The sequence below is a fragment of the Marimonas arenosa genome, assembly GCF_030848945.1.
Taxonomy (GTDB): domain Bacteria; phylum Pseudomonadota; class Alphaproteobacteria; order Rhodobacterales; family Rhodobacteraceae; genus Marimonas; species Marimonas arenosa.
This window is the reverse complement of sequence record NZ_JANHAX010000001.1, coordinates 486,005-504,346: the sequence shown is the minus strand read 5'-3', so window position 1 is coordinate 504,346 and position 18,342 is coordinate 486,005. Positions and strand designations below refer to the sequence as shown.

16 protein-coding genes are annotated in these 18,342 nt (G+C 64.9%); 15 read left to right on the top strand and 1 reads right to left on the bottom strand.

The genetic code is table 11. From position 1 onward, the window contains the following. Window positions 1–23: 23 nt before the first annotated feature. Window positions 24–1,376 (bottom strand): MmgE/PrpD family protein, encoded by a 1,353-nt coding sequence (locus tag NO357_RS02415; RefSeq protein ID WP_306734017.1) that lies wholly within the window; start codon window positions 1,374–1,376, stop codon window positions 24–26. Between the two features lie 1,209 nt (window positions 1,377–2,585). Between NO357_RS02415 and NO357_RS02410 the strand changes: the two genes are divergently transcribed. The 15 genes from NO357_RS02410 to NO357_RS02340 all read left to right on the top strand — a co-directional run bounded on the left by NO357_RS02410 (window position 2,586) and on the right by NO357_RS02340 (window position 18,339). Further along, a complete protein-coding gene (locus NO357_RS02410; protein ID WP_306734016.1) occupies window positions 2,586–3,449 on the top strand; it encodes an AfsR/SARP family transcriptional regulator in 864 nt (287 codons plus the stop codon). Between the two features lie 309 nt (window positions 3,450–3,758). Next, on the top strand, window positions 3,759–3,965 hold the full coding sequence (locus NO357_RS02405) for a hypothetical protein (protein ID WP_306734015.1): 207 nt from the start codon (window positions 3,759–3,761) through the stop codon (window positions 3,963–3,965). Between the two features lie 3 nt (window positions 3,966–3,968). Continuing rightward, a complete protein-coding gene (locus tag NO357_RS02400; protein ID WP_306734014.1) occupies window positions 3,969–4,592 on the top strand; it encodes a contractile injection system cap protein in 624 nt (207 codons plus the stop codon). Beyond that, entirely contained in the window at window positions 4,593–5,957 is a 1,365-nt protein-coding gene (locus NO357_RS02395) for a hypothetical protein (protein ID WP_306734013.1), read from the top strand. Between the two features lie 9 nt (window positions 5,958–5,966). Further along, window positions 5,967–7,427 (top strand): contractile injection system sheath protein, encoded by a 1,461-nt coding sequence (locus NO357_RS02390; protein ID WP_306734012.1) that lies wholly within the window; start codon window positions 5,967–5,969, stop codon window positions 7,425–7,427. A gap of 37 nt (window positions 7,428–7,464) precedes the next feature. Beyond that, window positions 7,465–9,507: a phage tail sheath C-terminal domain-containing protein gene (locus NO357_RS02385; RefSeq protein ID WP_306734011.1), complete on the top strand. Its 2,043-nt coding sequence runs from the start codon at window positions 7,465–7,467 to the stop codon at window positions 9,505–9,507. Window positions 9,508–9,549: 42 nt separating this feature from the next. After that, a complete protein-coding gene (locus tag NO357_RS02380; protein ID WP_306734010.1) occupies window positions 9,550–9,981 on the top strand; it encodes a phage tail protein in 432 nt (143 codons plus the stop codon). A gap of 3 nt (window positions 9,982–9,984) precedes the next feature. Then, window positions 9,985–10,482, top strand: a complete 498-nt coding sequence (locus NO357_RS02375; protein ID WP_306734009.1) for a phage tail protein — start codon at window positions 9,985–9,987, stop codon at window positions 10,480–10,482. A gap of 24 nt (window positions 10,483–10,506) precedes the next feature. Further along, window positions 10,507–10,674 (top strand): DUF5908 family protein, encoded by a 168-nt coding sequence (locus NO357_RS02370; protein WP_306734008.1) that lies wholly within the window; start codon window positions 10,507–10,509, stop codon window positions 10,672–10,674. After that, complete coding sequence (locus NO357_RS02365) at window positions 10,674–11,447, top strand: CIS tube protein (protein ID WP_306734007.1); 774 nt, start codon at window positions 10,674–10,676, stop codon at window positions 11,445–11,447. The genes NO357_RS02370 and NO357_RS02365 overlap by 1 nt, the downstream gene beginning before the upstream one ends. Beyond that, complete coding sequence (vgrG, locus tag NO357_RS02360) at window positions 11,444–13,186, top strand: type VI secretion system tip protein VgrG (protein WP_306734006.1); 1,743 nt, start codon at window positions 11,444–11,446, stop codon at window positions 13,184–13,186. Before NO357_RS02365 ends, vgrG begins: the two co-directional genes overlap by 4 nt. A gap of 19 nt (window positions 13,187–13,205) precedes the next feature. Beyond that, window positions 13,206–13,496 (top strand): PAAR domain-containing contractile injection system baseplate protein, encoded by a 291-nt coding sequence (locus NO357_RS02355; protein ID WP_306734005.1) that lies wholly within the window; start codon window positions 13,206–13,208, stop codon window positions 13,494–13,496. Between the two features lie 3 nt (window positions 13,497–13,499). Beyond that, entirely contained in the window at window positions 13,500–13,904 is a 405-nt protein-coding gene (locus NO357_RS02350) for a gp25 family contractile injection system sheath assembly initiator (RefSeq protein WP_306734004.1), read from the top strand. Next, window positions 13,897–17,214 (top strand): baseplate J/gp47 family protein, encoded by a 3,318-nt coding sequence (locus tag NO357_RS02345; protein WP_306734003.1) that lies wholly within the window; start codon window positions 13,897–13,899, stop codon window positions 17,212–17,214. Before NO357_RS02350 ends, NO357_RS02345 begins: the two co-directional genes overlap by 8 nt. Window positions 17,215–17,247: 33 nt before the next feature. Further along, complete coding sequence (locus tag NO357_RS02340; RefSeq protein WP_306734002.1) at window positions 17,248–18,339, top strand: tail fiber domain-containing protein; 1,092 nt, start codon at window positions 17,248–17,250, stop codon at window positions 18,337–18,339. Window positions 18,340–18,342 lie beyond the last annotated feature (3 nt).

The following is an 18,342-nucleotide window of genomic DNA, read 5'->3' as shown; positions in this document are numbered from 1 at the left end:
AAATGCGGCGGCCTGACCGAGGCTTAGCCCGGTGGCGACGCGGTTTCCGGCGGGTCGAGGCTGAGCGCGGCCAGGTCCGCGAAAGCCGTGCCGGGATCAAGCAGGCGAGCCCGCATCGTCCAGAGTGCCTCGGTGCGGGTGGGGCTAAGCCCGACGGTCATCGTGCGGAACTTGGTCGCGATTTCGTCGAGTGTCAGCGGGGCTTCGGGGCCGCCGCGGGCGTTGGTGTCACCCGAGTCCAGCCGCGTGCCATCGCGCAGCGTGACGGTGACATCCGACCAGCGCCCGGCGGGAAAGCGGGCGGAATGGCGCGGTTCCTCACGCACGGTGATGCGCGGTAGTAATGCCGCGACCTGTGGGTCGCGCAAGCCGGGGCCCGAAATGTGATCGGGACCTATGGCGCCATGCACCATCAGCACCGCCAAGGGGAAGGGCAGGGCATATTGCGCCTGACCGGTGGTTTCCGGCAGGCCGGGATAGAGCGCGGCAGACTGAGCGAAGGTGGCGACATCGATCGCGGTCACGTCGTCGGCGGTAAAGTTCTGCCGGCGCCGGATCTGCTCCAGCGCTTCGAGCGCGCCATGGGCCCAGCGGCAGATCGGGTAGGGCTTGATGTAGTTTTTCTTGATGGTCCAGTCGGTGCCCAGGTCGGCCCAGAACGGGACCGCTTCGGCGCTGTCAACGGTGATCGCCGGCGCGCCGGTGAAGCCTTGCTGCGCCAGCAGCGCTGCCATCGAGCCGACCAGCGCGCCCATACCGGATCCGTCGTGCAGCATGGTGGGATGGGCAATCTCGCGCATCATCTGCGACCGTGGCCCGTGGTACTCGGCGATGCCGAGCGCCTGGCGGAGTTGGTCCGAGGTGAGTTCCAGGAGCCGCGCCCCCAGTGCGGCGACCCCGAGCGCGTTCCAGGCGCCGGAGGTGTGGTAGTCGCTGACGGTCGCATGCAGAGTGATCGCAGCACGGGCCGAGATCTCGTAGGCGAGGATCATTGCCGTCAGGGCTTCGCGGGCCGAGAGGTCGGGGCGTTGGGCGGCAAAGGCGAACAGCGCCGGCACCACGGCGCAGCCGATATGGCCCTTGGTGGCGTTGAGCCCGTCGTGGCCGTCGAGATTGTCGGTCTGGGTCGCGGCGGCAAAGGCTGCCCCGGGGATCGAGACCGGGCGGCCATCGAACAGCATGGGCGCGGCGTGCTCGGGCGCTCCAGCGGCGTGGAAGGCTGCCGCGTGGTCGCGGGCGATCTGCCCGGCGTCGAGCCCGGCTGCTGCAGCGGTGATTCCAATGGTGTCGATGAGCAGAGTGGCAGCCATGTCATAGGCGCTGTCGGGGATATCGGGAGCGCCGAGAACGAAATCGGCGATCGGGGCGAAGCTCATGTAACCGGCCTTTCCAGCGGTGGAACGGGTGCCGCCATTGAGCGTCGGGGGAAGCGCCAGCGCTTGCCGGGAAGCGACAAAAGCCGGTCGGTTTACACCGCGGGCACCATCGGTATCGGCGCGACGGACCCTGCTGGCCGGAAGCTTGGCCTGCGACCAGATCGAGCAGTTCATCTCGGTGCAGGCAGTCTTGAGCGAACCGGTCTCGACCTTGAACTCCCTGGTTGCAGGGAATTTTCAGGAGATCCGCCGGTTTCGACGCGATATCGGCCCGATCCCGGGAATTGGTCCCTGAGTATGGAGGCGGGAACAATGCCTTAGGGCTCAGTTCTCTGTTCTTTTTAGCAACAGGGAATTTGCCTTCCAGGTTCAGGGAAACCTCTTCCGACAACAGGAAGGTTTCTGGGGGTACCGGCAATCGGCAGCTTGTGCCCAGATATCCTGACGGTGCCGGTGACCCAGGCGGGCTCACGTTTTCGCTGCGTGGCCGCGGCCGCTGAACTGATAGGGCGTGCTTGGCGCGTTACCGCTAGGTTCTCTTCGGGCGATTCAGCCCAGGAGAAGGCGACCGTGCTTGCGCAGACGTCTTTTTGGCGGGTGGTCGGACATGGCCATGAGCGCCTGCATGAAGGCCATCAACGACGGTCAGCCGAGTGGATAATTCATCCTCCCCAACTGAAGGGGTCCGCCGATATGTTCAGGAAAACGGAGGATCAGGGGGGCTATGAAGAGGCACAGGCCGGAGGAAATTGTCACGAAGCTGCGGCGGGTTGATAAACTTGTCGGGCAGAGAATGCACCGGGTTGATGCGACCCGCGAAGTGCGCGCCACCGGCACAAGGTCTCGTTCCAGCGCGACGGGTGACGCGCGATGCGGACTGGTCGTGCGTCGAGAAGCGATCGCTGCTGCGTTGCCGCGAGCAAAAACGTGAAAAGGGCACCTTCGCCAAAAGTTTCGCAGTCACCGACGGAACCTTCGGGTTCGGGTGCGCGCGCCGGCGCTGCCTTGCGGGAAGGAGTAGAACGTAGCACGGGCGGAGACCCGCCAACCCCCGGGACAGGACCGGTGCGCGCGTTGCGCGGTTCGCCCATACATGGTAGTCAGGGTCATATTTACACGTGATCGCGTTTTGCGACTTGTCATGCTTTTTTTACCTGAGATTGCAGGTCCATGGTTGCATTGAACATCCGCCTTTTCGGGGCGCCGGCCGTGTCGCTTCATGGAACCGGCTGGACGAGCCCCACCACCCGTTCCGAGGTCCGTCTTCTGGGATTTCTCGCACTGAACAACGCTTGCCCGCATGCGCGCGAGAAACTGGCTGCACAATTGTGGAGCGATGCGCCGCCCGAGCGGGCACGCGGTGCGCTCAAGACCGCACTGTGGCGGTTGCGCCGGGCGATCGAACCCGGCCGCGCCGATCGCGGTCGGTTCCTGACGGCGACGGCGGGCGAGATCGGGCTGAACTGGTCGGCCGATATCCGGTGCGATGCAGTCGCGTTCCAGCGAGCGCATGCACGCCGCGGCGATATCTCGCGCTGTCCGGATGCCTTTGCGGCGCTGGATTCCGGGGTGGCCGGGTTGGAGGGCGAGCTTCTGGAAGGCTATTACGACGATTGGGTCATCCTGGAGCGCGAACGGCTGAACGCGGCGCGGTCGCGGGCGCTTTTCGCGCTGATGGTCGCGACCCGCGATGCCGGCGAATACGAACGAGCGCTGATCTACGGGCGGCGCATTCTCGACCGTGACCCGCTGCGCGAATCGGTGCATCGAGAAGTTATCCGGCTGTATCTGAAACTTGGCCAGAGAGTTCAGGCGCTGCGGCAATACGAATTCTGCACCCGGATTATCGCCGAGGAACTGGGCATTGCGCCGATGCCGGAGACTCGCGCGCTCAGGGCGGAGATTGCGACGCGGGAGGCATTGGCAGCGCCGAAGACGCATTCCTGTTCGGCCGATGCCGAGCTTGACCGGGCGCTGCGCCGGGTCGAGGCGGCGCTTCAGGAACTGGCGCTGTCGCATGCCGATCTTGCTGCGCGGATTTCCGAGCGGGATGACCGCCCGGTCACACATTAACTTCAAAGCACTGACGGGGTCGGTCCGAAGTGCGCTTCGATGGCCATGGCACCCAGGCAAGACCTGGCGCCCAGAACCCGTTGTCCGCGCGGGGTGCGCATGATGGCCCCAAGCCGGAAGCCGCCGAGCGTGCGGCGGTTCCGAGATCCACTTGACCCCACAGATCCCCGGTAACTCGGGCAGCGCGAAATAACCGGCGAAGTCCGGCCGGATTTTTTCGCCCGTGACGCTTCTGTGACGAGGCCGTGACCGGCCGGTGACGGCGCCCCGTCACTCTGAGTGCAAACCACGCACAGGTCATTCGGGGCGATGGAAGATGAAACCTTTGACGCAGAGGTCTATGTGGTCACCCTTTGGTGCGAGCATCGCGAGCAGCCGGGCCCACCGCTCTGGCGTGGCAGCGCCCGCTGCGTGGAATCCGGCGCATTGCGCCATTTCCGTTCACTGGCAGGGCTGGGGCGGGCCTTGCACGAACTTGCGCCGGGTTTTCCCGAAGACGACGAGCGGGGCGAGTAACCGATGATTTCCGAAACCGCCACGCTATTGCTGTTCGGGCTGAACCAGTACCTGCACGCCCGCGAGGGCAACGTGGTAGGCAGCGCCGACATAGCGGTACCAGGTAGCCCGGCCCAGATCGACGGGGGCAACGGCACGTCGGGACTGGACAACAAGATTCTGCTGACGCTTCTGAATGTCGAGGAAGAAGGCGCACTGAAAAACGGGCCGACTGCCTTTGTCGAAAGCGGTGGGGTGGTGGTACGCAATCGACCGGTTCACCTGAACCTTTTCCTGGTCTTTTCGGCCAATTTTTCCAACTACGGAACCGCCCTGACGCGGATTGGACAGGTGGCGGCTTTTTTTCAGTCGCAGCGGCGCTTCGATCCGGGGCTTTACCCCGGGGCGTTGCCGGCGCTGGCGCCGGGGACGGAACTGAAGGTGACACTCGAACTGGTCACCGTGTCACTGGAAGAGACCTCTTTCATCTGGGGTGCACTGGGCGGCAAGGGGTTGCCATTCCTGGCATATCGCGCGCGGCTGGTTGGGCTGTCCGAGGATCGACCGGCGCGCGGCGGTGGAGAGATTTTGGATATCCCTCTGCATCTGCACGACACCCAGGCGTCGCTGGCGCGGGAGGGCGGCTGAATGGCGTTCGGCGTGCTTTTCGACCTGCGATTGCGGCACGACTACTGGCTGAATTCGGACGCCGTGCTGCACGAGGCGCTGCCGGAAGACACGCAGATGCGGCTGCGCCGGGCTCGGCCCGCGGCAAAATGGATGCGGATCGCGCCTACCGCCGAAACCCGTCGGCTGATGGCCGGTCGTGGGCTGCTGTTCAAGACAACGGCTGAAGGCGCTAGGCTGGGTGTAGAGCTTGCACGGGGAAGTACGGCGCCACGCCGGCCGATGGCTGGCAGCGATCTGCTGCGTTTCGCACTTGAGGTCACCGATCCGAGCTTTACCGCCTATACGGCGGGCTTGGGCGTTGGATTTCACGTGTTCGGCAACGCCAGCGGCAATGCACGCGGTGGTGAGTTACATCTGAGCCGGCAGGTGCCGGCGCATGACCCCGTGCGGGTTTGGCAAGCCGGTGAGTTGCGTGCCGAATATCTAGGCGCTGACACACGGCTGTTCCAGGCACGGCGCGATACCGGGCCGTCGGCGCTGCCATTGGCGGCGGACTGGCAGCGGCGCCCGACCGCTACACACGACCCAGCCGAAAGCTACGCGGTGGGAGCGGTGGTGATGAGCGGCGATCACCTGTTCCGGGCGCTGCAGAACGCGCCGGGCGCCAATCTCGGCAACGCCGCCGACTGGGCCGATCTGGGTCCCGTCGCCAACCAGTACGCGACCGGCGCGGATCAGGTTGTGTTGCGCCCGCCGAACTTCGAGATCGATGTCGGTGCAGCGGCGGCGACACGGCTTGAAGTCCGGGTGCGGCGGCCCGGCGGCGGCCCGGTTCTGCGGCGCCGCAGCTTCGAGGACACCGACCCGCTGGTCCGGCTGCCGGTGGCGCTGGGCGACCTGCCGCCGGGGAGATACCGGCTGGATGTGCATGACGGCACAGGCGCGGCTTTGCCGGCGCTGGGGCTTGATTTCTATCTCGATGCGGCGGCGTTCTCCGCCCGCTGGCTGGGCGTGATCGAGATCGGCCCAGGCGTTGGCGACTTTGCGCTTCTGGACAATACCGGACTGATCCGTTCGCCGCGCTACGAGTTGCGCTTTGCCAATGCGGCTGCCCGGCTGCGCTATCGTTTCGCGGCACCTCAGCCGGTCGGCGCCGGCGCCGAGGTTGTTGCCGACACGACCGATGCGAACATTCTTCTTGGGACCGATATGCGGGCCCTGACCCGGATCGGCGCGGGCACGCTTCTGCGCCAGGACGACCCTGCCACCGCTGGCATCGACGAACGCATCTTTCTGGCGCGCGCCGATCCGTCGGGCCTGAGCAAGGAGGCCGGCGAATGGTTCGCCGACGTCCATCTTTCCAACCTTCCACCCTTTAGCTGAGCGAGACCCATGGCCGAAACGTACCGAACCCCAGGCGTCTATGTCGAAGAAATCACGAAATTCCCTCCGTCGGTGGTGCCGGTGGAGACGGCAGTGCCGGCCTTTCTGGGCTATACACGCAATACCCAATACCGCGGCGAGCCCTTGGTCAACCAGCCGCGGAGGATTACCAGCCTGCTGGAATTCGAACTGCTATTCGGCGCCGCGCCGTCGATCGGCGGGTTCGAGGTAGCGGTGGATGCCGACGGGGTTCCGGCTTCGGGTGTTGGCGATCCGCGCGGCATGGGCGGCACGGTGGCAACGGCGGCCAGCTTCACGCTAAACCACGCGCTGCGGCATTTCTACATGAATGGCGGCGGCGACTGTTACGTCGTGTCGCTTGGGGATCATTCGGCGCGCAATGCGAGCGAGATCGCCGATACCCACACCGCCGGGCTGGCAGCACTTGCGCTGGAGGATGAACCGACCCTGATCGTCATGCCAGACCTGTCGATGATGACACCGGTCAACGCCACCAACCGGGCACTTTACCACACCGTACTGAGCACGGCGCTGAAGCAATGCGCCGATCTGGGCGACCGGTTCCTGATTGGCGACATCCTGGGCGGCGATCAGCCGGGGCAGGGCGAAATCGACGAGTTCCGTAACGGTATTGGCACGTCGAACCTGAAATATGGCGCAGTCTATCACCCGCAAATCCGCACGACGATCGGTTGGCCCTGGGACGAGTCGACGATCACCGTGTCTCAGGGTGCCTTCCGCGACGATAGCGGCGAGATTCAGCCGCCGCCGAGCCCCGCCAATGGGCGCACGCTGGCCGAACTGCGCGAGGGCGCCAATGCCAACCCGGCGCTATACGGCCGGATTCGTGCTTCGCTCGATGCATTCTCGGTCACGCTGCCACCGGGACCGGCGATCGCCGGTGCCTATGCCACGGTCGATCGCACCCGCGGCGTGTTCAAGGCGCCCGGCAACGTGAGCCTGACCGGGGTGCGCGACCTGACGGTCAAGATCGATAAGGCGCTGAACGACCATATGAACGTGCACTCGACCGGCAAGTCGGTCAATGCGATCCGCGAATTCACCGGTCGCGGCACGATGGTCTGGGGTGCACGTACGCTGGACGGAAACTCGAACGAATGGCGCTACATCAGTGTCAGGCGGTTCTTCAATATGGTCGAGGAAAGCTGCAAAAAAGCATCTTATCCTTTTGTTTTTGCGCCGAACAATGCTGCGACCCAGGCCCGGGTGAAAGGCATGATCGAGAATTTCCTCACCAACCAGTGGCGCGACGGCGCGCTGGCCGGGGCAACCCCGGGCGAGGCGTTTTTCGTCCGTGTCGGTTTGGGCACGACCATGACCGCCCAGGACGTGCTGGAAGGACGGCTGAACGTCGAGATTGGCATGGCCGTGGTCCGTCCGGCCGAATTCATCGTGCTGCGCTTCTCGCACATCCTGCCAACCGCATGAGGGCCGCGAGTGCCCGGACCAGTCAGGAGGTCCCAAAATGAACTATACGACACCCGGTGTCTTTATCGAAGAGATCAGCGTTTTCCCCCCATCGGTGGTGCCGGTGGAAACCGCCGTTCCTGCTTTCGTGGGCTATACCGAGCGCGCCACCGGCGCGGATGGCGGGTCGCTCAACCGCGTGCCGACGCGGATCTCCTCGCTTCTTGATTTCGAAGCCCGTTTCGGCGGCGGCTTCCGCCCCGCGGCGTGGAATGTGCAACTCGATACCGCGGCCGGTAACGCCATCGGCGCGGTTACGCCCCTGGACGACACGCTGGCCGCGCGGCGGTACTACATGTTCACCGCGCTCCGGCAATATTTCGCCAATGGTGGCGGACCCTGCTTCGTTGTGTCGGTCGGCACCTATCCGGCGCAGGTGTCGCTGGGCACCAGCACAACCGGGCTTCAGGGTGGGGTCGAGGCGTTGCGCGGCATCGATGCGCCGACATTGATCCTGTTCCCGGATGCGGTAATCCTGAGCGACGTGCAGCAGGGCAGCCTGCACAAGGCGGCGCTTGCGCAATGCGGCGACCTGCAGGACCGTTTCACCATTATGGATCTGCGCAGCGGCAATGCGGCGCCAGCCGTCGGCACCGATCCGGCGGCGATTTTCCGCTCTGAAGCGGGCACCGAGAACCTGCGTTATGGCGCGGCATATTACCCGTGGCTGCGCACGATCTACGAGGCCGAGGTGCATTTCCGTGACCTGCGGTTCCGCACCCCGGCTGATGCCGCAATCGCCGATGCGGTAATCGACGCCTTGCTGGGCCAGGACGAGCAGGACTTGTTGACCGCGATGCGCGCAGCGGATGCTGGTGTCGATGCCGTGGTCGCGGCGGTCGACGTGAGCGGCTGGACCAACGCTCCGATCACGCTGGGGCGACGCAATTTCCGCGAGATGGCAACGCATTTCAACGCGCTTCTGGCCGATATCGAGGCGGCGCCGTCGACCAACGTTACGGATGTGCGGCCGCGGTTCGGCAACCTGGTGATCCTGGCCCGCGCGATAACAATGGGGCTACAGACGTTGCAAGCCGGTGCCGCCGGGCTGGCGGCCGAAATCAACCTGGCGGTGACGTCACTTTCTACCGACAGCCAGGTGCAGGCGGCAATTGATGGGCTGATCGGCTGGGAGAAGAACGCCACCGTTCGCACCTTGGTCGCCGCCGGGCGCACCGAACCCAACGTCGCCACGGATTACGCCGCGCTGGACGGCACTACCTGGATATCGGTGGCCAATACCGGTGCCGTTCCGGTCGATCCGGCGAACTATGCCGGGGCGGACAACATCGAAAGCGCCTTGAATGCAGCCGCCGGTCTGCGGTCGCATTTCGACCGGCTGAGCGCGGCAGTGACGGCGGTGTTTGACGCGGCGGATTTCCTTTCGCGGGGGGGCGAGACACGGCTGTTCGCGGGGCATTCGGTAATGCGCGCGGCGCGGGATCGGGTGATCCACGAGATGTCACTGCAACCACCGAGCGGCACGATTGCCGGGATCTATGCCATGAAGGACCGCAATCAGGGTGTGTGGGTTGCGCCGGCCAATGTCGCGCTGAACGAGGTGATCGGCCCGGCGGTGAAGGTCAATGACGCGATGCAGGGCCGGCTGAACGTGACCAGCACCGGCAAGTCGGTCAACGCGATCCGCGCCTTTACCGGCAAGGGCACGCTGGTCTGGGGCGCGCGCACGCTGGCCGGCAACGACAACGAATGGCGCTACATTAATGTCCGTCGGTTCTTCAACATGGCCGAGGAGTCAATTCGAAAGGCGAGCGAACCTTTCACGTTTGAGCCCAATGTCGCCGCGACCTGGGTGCGTGTGAAGGCGATGATCGAGAATTTTCTGACCATCCAATGGCGGCAGGGGGCGCTGATGGGCGCCACCACCGGGCAAGCCTTTTTCGTCAAGGTCGGGCTGGGCGAAACGATGACCGCCGAGGACATTCTCGAAGGTCGCATGATCGTCGAAATCGGCATGGCCGTAGTGCGACCGGCCGAGTTCATCATCCTGAAATTTTCACACAAAATGCAGGAAACATAAGGGCTTGCGCCAAAGCCTTGCCTGCGGACAAAGGAGACAGTCATGGCAGAATATCCGATCCCCAAGTTTCACTTCCAGGTCGACTGGGGCGGCACCAAGATCGGCTTCACCGAAGTTTCCGGTTTGGAGGTTTCAACCGAGAAAATCGAATACCGGGATGGCGTTTCACCGGAATATGTCAAGTTGCAGATGCCGGGCATGCAGACCCAGAGCCAGATCACGCTCAAGCGCGGCATCTTTGCCGGCGACAACGAGTTCTATGACTGGTGGAACACGGTGGCGCTGAACACCATCGACCGACGCGACATTACAATCAGCTTGCTGAACGAAGAGCACGACCCGGTGGTGGTGTGGAAAGTGAAGAACGCCTGGCCGACCAAGGTTACCTCGACCGATCTGAACTCGACCGGCAACGAGGTCGCGGTGGAGACGCTGGAGCTGGCCCACGAGGGTCTGACGATGGAGCACGCCTGAGCCATGTTTGCCCCGCCGCCCGCCGCTTTTCACTTCTCGGTCGTGTTCGAACTGCCGCAGTTTCCGTCCGATATCCGCTTCAAGGAGGTGTCGGGGCTGTCGGTTTCGACCGAGTTCGAAAGCGTGTCGGAAGGCGGGGAAAACCGGTTCACACATCAGCTTCCGACCCGGCTCAACTATGGCGACCTAACGCTGAGACGCGGTGCGCCGCTGGGCTCAGGGGTCAGCTATTGGGCACGTAAGGCGCTCGAGGAGTTCAGCTTCAAACCGGCGAACCTTTTGATTTCCCTGCTGAACGAAAAGCACCTGCCGATCTGGAACTGGTATGTGGTGGGCGCGGTGCCGAAGCAACTGGAAATGTCGTCCTTCGATGCGATGCAGTCCGAGATCGTCATCGAAACGTTGGTGCTGAGCTATCAGTATTTCACCTATGCCGACCCGGTCAGCGCGGCGCTGGATGCCGCCGGGGCGATCAGCGGGTCAGTGAGCGTGTCGGTCTGAGGTCGGCGCAAGAGGAGGCCGGGAATGCCCATAGAAATCCGTGAACTGGTCATCAAAGCCCGGGTCGATCCCGACCGTACGGTCTCGCCGTCACACCGCGGCGGGGGCGATAACAAGAAGGATTGCGGCTGCGGGTCGGGCTTCGGTCCCGACGAGTTGGCGCGCATCTTGGTCGACCGGGAGGAACGTTGATGCTGTTCGAGCAGGGCAAGCTGGAAAAAATGACGGTTCGCGCCTACAAACCGACGCGCGAGATCGAGGAAGTGCCACAGTTGTCAGACGCGCCCGAAGACGCCTATGTGGTGCAGATCAACCCGGCCTCGTATAGCCTGGACCAGACCATCGACTACTCTTCGAAGGCGGCGCAGGGGGCGTCAGGCAGCGAGGCCGTGTTCAACCGCGCGCCGGCGCGCAGTGTAAATTTCACTTTCGTGTTCGACGGCACCGGCGTGGTGCCGCCGCCGCCCGGCGCACTGACCGGCATCCCGATTGCCGGCGCCATCGAGTCGGCGCTGAGCGACCAGGATGAATATGTCGTCGCTGACGAGATCGCCAAGTTCAACCATGTTGTCTATGACTTCGACGGCGAGGTGCACCGGCCACGCAAGGTCATGCTGTTCTGGGGCAGCTTCACCTTCGACGGCGCGCTAACCTCGCTGAGTTACGATTTCAAGCTGTTCCAGCCAGATGGTACGCCGCTGCGGGCGATGGCGACCTGCGCCTTCCGCGAGTCGATAACGGAGATGGAACGCGAGTTGCGCGAGGCCAAGAGTTCGCCCGATCTGACCCATGTCCGGACGCTGCGGGAAAGCGACAGCCTGCCGCTTCTGTCGCATGAGATTTATGGTGATCCGCGGCATTACATCAGTGTCGCGCGGCACAACAGGCTGGTCAATTTCCGCCGTCCGGCGGCGGGGACCCGACTGGAACTGCCGCGGATGGGCGAGACGGAGGGCGGCGTATGACACGCCTGCTGCCGATCACCCAGAACACCGACGTAACTTCAGTCACCGTCACCACCGGCGGTACGGCTCTGCCCGGTTGGGTGCGCCTGGCCGCACTCGAGGTGCAACGCAGCGTTAACCGCATTCCGTTCGCGCGTTTGCAGATAGATGACGGCGATCCGGCGACGGCGGATTTCGCCGCCAGCGCCAGCGCGCTTTTCGCGGCCGGACAGGAGATAACGGTGGAGGCCGGTTACCACGGCGAGGTGGTGCCGATCTTCAGCGGCGTGGTGCTAAGGCAACGGCTGGGCGTGCGCGACTGTTCGAGCTGGCTCGAGGTCGAGTGCCGCGACGTCGCGTCGAAGATGACGCTGAGCCGCCGCAACCGGTTGTTCGAGGAGATGACCGACAGCGACGTGATTGCCGAAATCCTGGGCGAATACGGCATCGGCGCCGATCTGGCTGCCACCGAGGTAACCCACCCACAACTGTTCCAGTACCAAGCGACGGACTGGGATTTCGTCATGGCGCGGCTGGACGCTAATGGCCAATTCATGGCCGTCGAGGATGGTACGCTGCGCAGTTTCATTCCCGAACTCGACCCTGATGCGCCGGTTGCCGAGGCGCTGTTCGGCGCCAACCTGATCGAGCTGGATGCCGAGTTCGACGCCCGCAGTCAGACTGGCGGAATCGTGGCGCGGGCGTGGGATCCGGCGGCACAGGCGGCTGGCGAAAGCGAGGCGGCCGATCCGGGTTGGATCCTTACGGGCGACCAGAACGATGCGGATATGATCGGCGCCACCGGCCGCACTGGCGAAGAGGTCTGGCATGGCGGGGCGCTAATGGCCGATGCGCTGCAAGCATGGGCTGACGGGGCGCTGCGACGCAGCCGGATTGCCGGTGCCCGCGGGCGCGTGCGGTTCCAGGGTTTCGCGCCGATCATGCTGGGCCAGACGCTGCAGCTTTCGGGGGTGGGGGCACGGTTCAACGGCGGTGTTCTGGTAACCGGGCTGCGGCACGCGATTTCAGGCAATACTTGGACGCTGGATGTGGAATTCGGCGCCGACCCCCGCACCCATGCCGAACGTTTCGCGATCAGCGCGCCGCCGGCTTCGGCGCTTAGCCCGGCGGTTTCGGGTTTGCAGGTCGGCGTGGTGACCGCGATCGCCGACGACCCGGGCGGAGAGCATCGCGTGCGGATACGCCTGCCGGTTTCGGCGCCCGATGGCGAAGGCGTCTGGGCGCGGCTGGCGACGCTCGATGCCGGTGCCGAGCGCGGCACGTTCTTCCGCCCCGAGGTCGATGACGAGGTGGTGGTGGGCTTCTTCAACGACGATCCCGCCTTCCCGGTCATCTTGGGCGCGCTGCATTCCTCGGCCCAGGCTCCTCCAGAGGAACCGAGTGCCGAAAACCATCTCAAGGGTTACGTCTCGCGCACCAAACTGCGGCTGGTTTTCGACGATGAGAACGGCGCAGTGATCGTGGAGACGCCGGCGGGCAATTCGGTGACGCTGTCGGACAGCGATGGTGGCATCCTGCTGGCTGACCAGAACGGCAATTCGATTGCTCTAACCAGCGACGGGATCACGTTTGACAGCGCCGGTGGGGTGATCATCGCGGCGAGCGGTGACGTAGAGATCGAGGGCACGAATATCGGGTTGGCCGCCAATGCAGAACTGAAAGCCGAGGGTTCGGCCTCGGCGGCGGTGACGTCAAGCGGGATGGTCGAGGTTTCGGGATCCCTGGTGAAGATTAACTAAGCGCGGAAGGAGGGCGCAAATGTCAGCAGCAGCAAGGGCCGGAGACATGCATGTCTGCCCGATGGTCACCGGAACGGTGCCGCATGTCGGCGGTCCGGCTCTTCCGCCCGGTGAGCCGACCGTGCTGATCGGCGGCATGCCGGCTCTGCGTATGGGCGACATGCTGAGCTGTTCCGGCCCGCCCGACACGGTGATCATGGGAAGCGGCACGGTGCTGATCGGCGGCATGCCGGCGGCGCGGATGGGTGACAGCACGGCGCATGGCGGGTCCATCGTCGCCGGCGAGTTCACAGTGTTGATCGGAGGCTGAGCCATGGACAGAAGCTTTCTCGGACGCGGCTGGAGCTTTCCCCCGGTTTTCCATGACCAGGGGCGAAGCCTTGCCATGGTCGAGGGGGAGGAGGACATCCGTCAGAGCCTGCTTCTGCTTTTGCACACGACACTGGGCGAGCGGGTCATGCGACCGACCTTCGGTTGGCGCCGCGACACGCTGGTATTCGAGCCTTTGTCGACAACTATGGCGGCGGTCCTGCGGCGCGAGATCGAAGGCGCAGTGCTTTTTTTCGAGCCTCGGATCAAGTTGGACACGGTGCGGTTCGAGCGGCTGGCGAGCATGGAAGGGGTGATCGAGATGCGGCTCGACTACACGGTTCGCGCCACCAATACCCGAAACAACCTGGTGCTGCCCTTCTATCTCGAGGAGGCGACGAATGCTTGACGCCGCCGGTCTTCTTGATCGCTATGGCGCGCTGCTGAGGGCGGGGGGAACCAACCGCCTGCAGCGTACGCCGCCGGCGCTGGAGCCCGACTATGTCCGGCCGGACGAGCGCAACCTTGGCGAGTTGTTCGCCAACGTGGCGGCGCTGGCCGCCGAGCTGCGTTTTCACACCGAGTCGGGGCAGGCGGCAGGCGATTGGGCACCGCTGTTCGATCCGCTGCGCGACGGTGCCGGGGAGCTTCTGAACACCGCAGCGCTGGAGGCGCTGGCGGCCGGGCGCGATGATCTGCCGCCGCAACTGGCACTGCTGTTCGCATTTTTCGCCGCCTACGGTCATATTCGCGACGAGTTCGACCGACTACCAGCGCGGCACCTGACGCATTGGTACGAGGGTATTCTGAAGCTGGACCGCGCCGCGGCGGTGCCCGACCAGGTGCATCTGGTCTTCGAGATGGCACCCGGGGCCGATCGGGTGTTGCTCGAATCCGGGACCAGTTTCGAGGCAGGAACCGATGCGCAGGGACGTCCGCTGCGCTATGCGCTGGAACGCGAGACGGTGATTTCCCCGGCGCTGGTCGGGCAGGTGGCGCGCAGTCTGACGGCCGAAGACCCGCAGGGGCGGTTGCGGCTGTTCCGGGCCGAGGCGCCAGGCGGGGCGGGGTTCGCCACGTTCGGTGCCGATCCTTTTGGGCCAGAGGCCGCCGCCGAAGGCATGACCGAGGTCGACCCCGGTTTTGCACTGGCCGACCCGGTGCTGCGGCTGGCAGAGGGCGAAAGGCAGATCGCGGTGACACTGACGCTGGCGCAAGTCGAGTCGGCCGCGCCACCGCCTGGTCTGACGTTGACGCCATTCGTGACGCTGGAATTTTCTGGGGCCGAGGGCTGGCTGGTGCCGGAAGAGTTTTCCGCGGAATTAGATGTCTCCGGCCCGGACCCGGTGCTGAACCTGACCGCAGCGCTGCCGGTCGAGGCCCCTGCGGTCGTAGACTTCGATCCGGCGCTACACGTCGATGAAACAGCGCCTGCACCGCGGCCCGATCGGGCGGCGCCGGTGCTGCGATGTCTGGTTAAGTCGCCTAGCGGTCACGCGCGACTGTGGAACGGGCTGGCAGTCACGGATGTGCAGATTGCGGTCGAGGCTGACGGGTTGACCGACTTGGTGGTGCAGAACGATGAGCGTACGCTGGACCCGGCCAAGCCGATGCCGCTTTTCACACAGCGGCCGCGGATTGGGGCCAATTTCTATGTCGGCGCACAGGAAATCTTCGCCAAGAGGTTGGATCGGCTGTCGGTCGATTTCACTTGGGATGGAATGCCCCAGGACTTGCTGTCGCATTACGCCGGATATTTCGACTGGACTGACTCGGTGCTGGCCAGCGTGTTCCGGCCAAGCTTCACCGCGGTGGTCGACATGCTTGACCGACGATCGTGGGACCATCGCCTAACCGGGCCGGTTGGGGTGCTGCAGTTGTTCGCGCCACAGGGTGAAAGCCAAGGCATCAGCTTCGGCGCGGCGGCCTTCGACAATGCCTATGCCGGGCGGGCTTACGAGCCGGCGCCAGACCTGGCCGAGGCCGACCGCTACGGGACGGGCATCAAGCGCGGGTTTCTGCGGCTGCGCCTGACCGGTCCGCGCAATGAAGATATCGCCAATGGCGGCGTGACCTATGCCCAGGACGTGCCGTTCGAGGCTTTCGGCCAAGACGCCTTTGCCCGCCGCTATGCCAAGGCGGCGATTGCTCTGGCACAATACGACTCCGAGGCGCCCGGTGCCGGGCCCGAGCCGGTTCTGCCCAACGAACCCTGGACGCCGATGCTGTCAGAGCTCCGGCTGGGATACGGCTCGCATTCGCAATTCGCGCCGGGTGATACCCAGGCGGCGGGCTCGTTTTTCACCATCGGCGTATTCGGATACACAGAGGCCGGGGGCGGCGGGGCACTTGCGCGGCTCGCCGATGCCCCGCCCGAGGCGGCGGTGCTGCATCTGGGACTAGAAGGGTTCACGCCCCCCGGCACTGCGTCGTTCCTGTTCCAGCTTCAGGAAGGCACGGCCGGGATCGCGGCGCCACCCGGGCCGGAAGAATTGGCTTGGTCTTATCTCGGTGCCGAAGGCTGGGTCGAGTTGCCGGCTTCGGCGCTGGTGGCCGATGAGACCCGGGGTTTCCAGACGCCCGGCGTCGTTGCCGTCGCGGTGGGCCACGACGCGGTGCAGGACAGCACGTTGATGCCGGCCGGGATGACGTGGCTGCGCGTGGTTTTGCAGGCGCCACCAGGGGTTGCGGCACGCACCGCCGCGGTGGATGCGCCGGCGGCGACGGCGGCATTCGCTCCGCCCGAAGGCAGTGCGCTTGCCGATTTTTCCGAACACCTTACCGAGGGTCTTGCTGCCGGGACCATCACGCGCCTGTCGAAGCGACGGTTGGGAATCAAGGCGGTTCGCCAGCCGCAGCCTTCCTTCGGCGGGCGCGGTGTCGAAGCGGATGCCGGTTACTTCGAGCGCAATGCCGAACGGCTGCGCCATCGCAACCGGGCGGTGACGCCTTGGGATTTCGAGCGCCGGGTGCTGGAGCGGTTTCCCGGTGTGTTCAAGGCGCGCGCACTGCCGCACAGCACTGCCGAAAACGACGCCGCCCCGGGTGTGCTTTCGATCGTCATCGTACCGAACCTGCGCGCCTCGCAATCCGCCAACCCGCTGGAGCCGCGGGCGGGCGAGACGCTGATGCAGGAGATTCGCGATTTTATCACTGATGGCATCGCCTCGCCCTTTGCCGATATCCAGGTGGTGCACCCGGTTTACGAACGGGTCCGCGTAGACGCCGGCATTGCCTTCCGCCCGGGCCGCGATCCGGGTTTCTATTCCGAGCAACTGAACGGGGATATCCAACGATTTCTGTCGCCCTGGGCCTTCGAGGAGGGGCGCGACATCGTTTTCGGCACCCGGATCTATCGTTCGGAACTGCTGAAATTCGTCGAGGATCGGGACTATGTCGACTATGTCACCCGGTTCGATGTCTACCATGCTTTCGACGGCCCGCCCCGCGACGGAATCGGCAACATGGAGGTGGGACTGGATTTCGTCGTCGGCAGCGACCCCGAACCGGCCCTGTCAGCCATGACCATCGGCGAGGATTTCATCGTCGGCCGCCCGGTTCAGACCGCGGCCAGCGCCCGGGCGCGGGCGGTCCTCGTCTCGCATCCGCAACATTTTATCGAACCCGTCTTCCCCGGCAGCGAAACATGCACCGGGGTCACCCAACTGAGTATCGGCCAGATGATCGTCGGCCTGGATTTCCAGTCCGCCGCCAGCTGACCGGCGCCAACCTGCCAAAAGGAGGCAACACCAATGGCCGAACGCACAAGGGTCCACCTCAAACAGGAGTTCCAGGACGGCGAGCGCCCTTCGGGCAGCGATTTCGCCGATGTTTTCGACAGTTTCCTGGCCAAGCAGGATGACGGGCTGTCGGTTGATGCCGTGCAGGGCACGCTGGTGATCAATTCCGGGCTGCGGATCGGCGCGAGCAACGACGGAACCGCAGGAACGCTGCGGTTCAACGGCGCGGCGCTTCAGGTGCATGACGGGGCGAATTTCGTCGATGTCGGCACCGGCGGGGGCGGCGGCGCATTCGCGTTGTTGCCAACCGGTGACGCCGCCTTTACCGGTGGCGGCAATGTCGGAATCGGCACGAGTTTCGCCGGCAACCCGCCGACCTTCGGTTTCGAAGTGGATCTTGGCGCGAATACCGGCACGACGCGGCAGGCGCGTTTCGGCGAGGCGGTGATCCACCAGGGCACCGGTGCACAGACGCCGGCGGCCCATTTCTCACACCGATCGCGCGCCTCGAACACCGATTTCGCGATCCGCCAGCGCCCGACCGGCGAGGTCAATTTCAATACGCCCACCAATGTCGCAATGTTCTTCACCCAGGGTGGGGTCAGCACCAACACGCGGCTCGCCATCACCTCGGCCGGCTCGGTGCTGGTGGGAACGACCCAGCCGCTTCCGGGAGCGACCGCCAGCCATGTCTTCCAAGTGTCGGGGCGGGCCGGCAAGTCGCAGGGCGGCACCAGCTGGGATTCGCTGTCGGATGCGCGGCTGAAGGAGGATGTGCGCGACTATACCACCGGGCTGGAAGCGGTGCGCCAGGTGCGGCCGGTGCGGTTCCGCTGGAACGGGCAGGCCGGCACCGCGCGCGGCGAGCCCGGCATCGGCGTGATCGCCCAGGAGATGGAAACGGTGATCCCCGAAACCGTCAGCCGGATGCCGGCCAATGGTGAGGGCGCGGCGCACGAGGTGCCGGACATGCGGATCTATAACGCCGACGCGCTGATCTATGCGCTGGTCAACGCGGTGAAGGAATTGGCCGAGCGGGTCGAGGCGCTGGAGACCGGCGACACTGAGACGCGGACGGTGCCGCAGGCCCCGGCGGCGGGCTGAGGC

Excerpts from the sequence above, each read along its gene's own strand:
- NO357_RS02415 (WP_306734017.1), bottom strand. The coding sequence starts at position 1,376 with ATGAGCTTCGCCCCGATCGCCGATTTCGTTCTCGGCGCTCCCGATATC.
- NO357_RS02405 (WP_306734015.1), top strand. The coding sequence starts at position 3,759 with ATGGAAGATGAAACCTTTGACGCAGAGGTCTATGTGGTCACCCTTTGG.
- NO357_RS02400 (WP_306734014.1), top strand. The coding sequence starts at position 3,969 with ATGATTTCCGAAACCGCCACGCTATTGCTGTTCGGGCTGAACCAGTAC.
- NO357_RS02395 (WP_306734013.1), top strand. The coding sequence starts at position 4,593 with ATGGCGTTCGGCGTGCTTTTCGACCTGCGATTGCGGCACGACTACTGG.
- NO357_RS02390 (WP_306734012.1), top strand. The coding sequence starts at position 5,967 with ATGGCCGAAACGTACCGAACCCCAGGCGTCTATGTCGAAGAAATCACG.
- NO357_RS02385 (WP_306734011.1), top strand. The coding sequence starts at position 7,465 with ATGAACTATACGACACCCGGTGTCTTTATCGAAGAGATCAGCGTTTTC.
- NO357_RS02380 (WP_306734010.1), top strand. The coding sequence starts at position 9,550 with ATGGCAGAATATCCGATCCCCAAGTTTCACTTCCAGGTCGACTGGGGC.
- NO357_RS02375 (WP_306734009.1), top strand. The coding sequence starts at position 9,985 with ATGTTTGCCCCGCCGCCCGCCGCTTTTCACTTCTCGGTCGTGTTCGAA.
- NO357_RS02370 (WP_306734008.1), top strand. The coding sequence starts at position 10,507 with ATGCCCATAGAAATCCGTGAACTGGTCATCAAAGCCCGGGTCGATCCC.
- NO357_RS02365 (WP_306734007.1), top strand. The coding sequence starts at position 10,674 with ATGCTGTTCGAGCAGGGCAAGCTGGAAAAAATGACGGTTCGCGCCTAC.
- vgrG (WP_306734006.1), top strand. The coding sequence starts at position 11,444 with ATGACACGCCTGCTGCCGATCACCCAGAACACCGACGTAACTTCAGTC.
- NO357_RS02355 (WP_306734005.1), top strand. The coding sequence starts at position 13,206 with ATGTCAGCAGCAGCAAGGGCCGGAGACATGCATGTCTGCCCGATGGTC.
- NO357_RS02350 (WP_306734004.1), top strand. The coding sequence starts at position 13,500 with ATGGACAGAAGCTTTCTCGGACGCGGCTGGAGCTTTCCCCCGGTTTTC.
- NO357_RS02345 (WP_306734003.1), top strand. The coding sequence starts at position 13,897 with ATGCTTGACGCCGCCGGTCTTCTTGATCGCTATGGCGCGCTGCTGAGG.
- NO357_RS02340 (WP_306734002.1), top strand. The coding sequence starts at position 17,248 with ATGGCCGAACGCACAAGGGTCCACCTCAAACAGGAGTTCCAGGACGGC.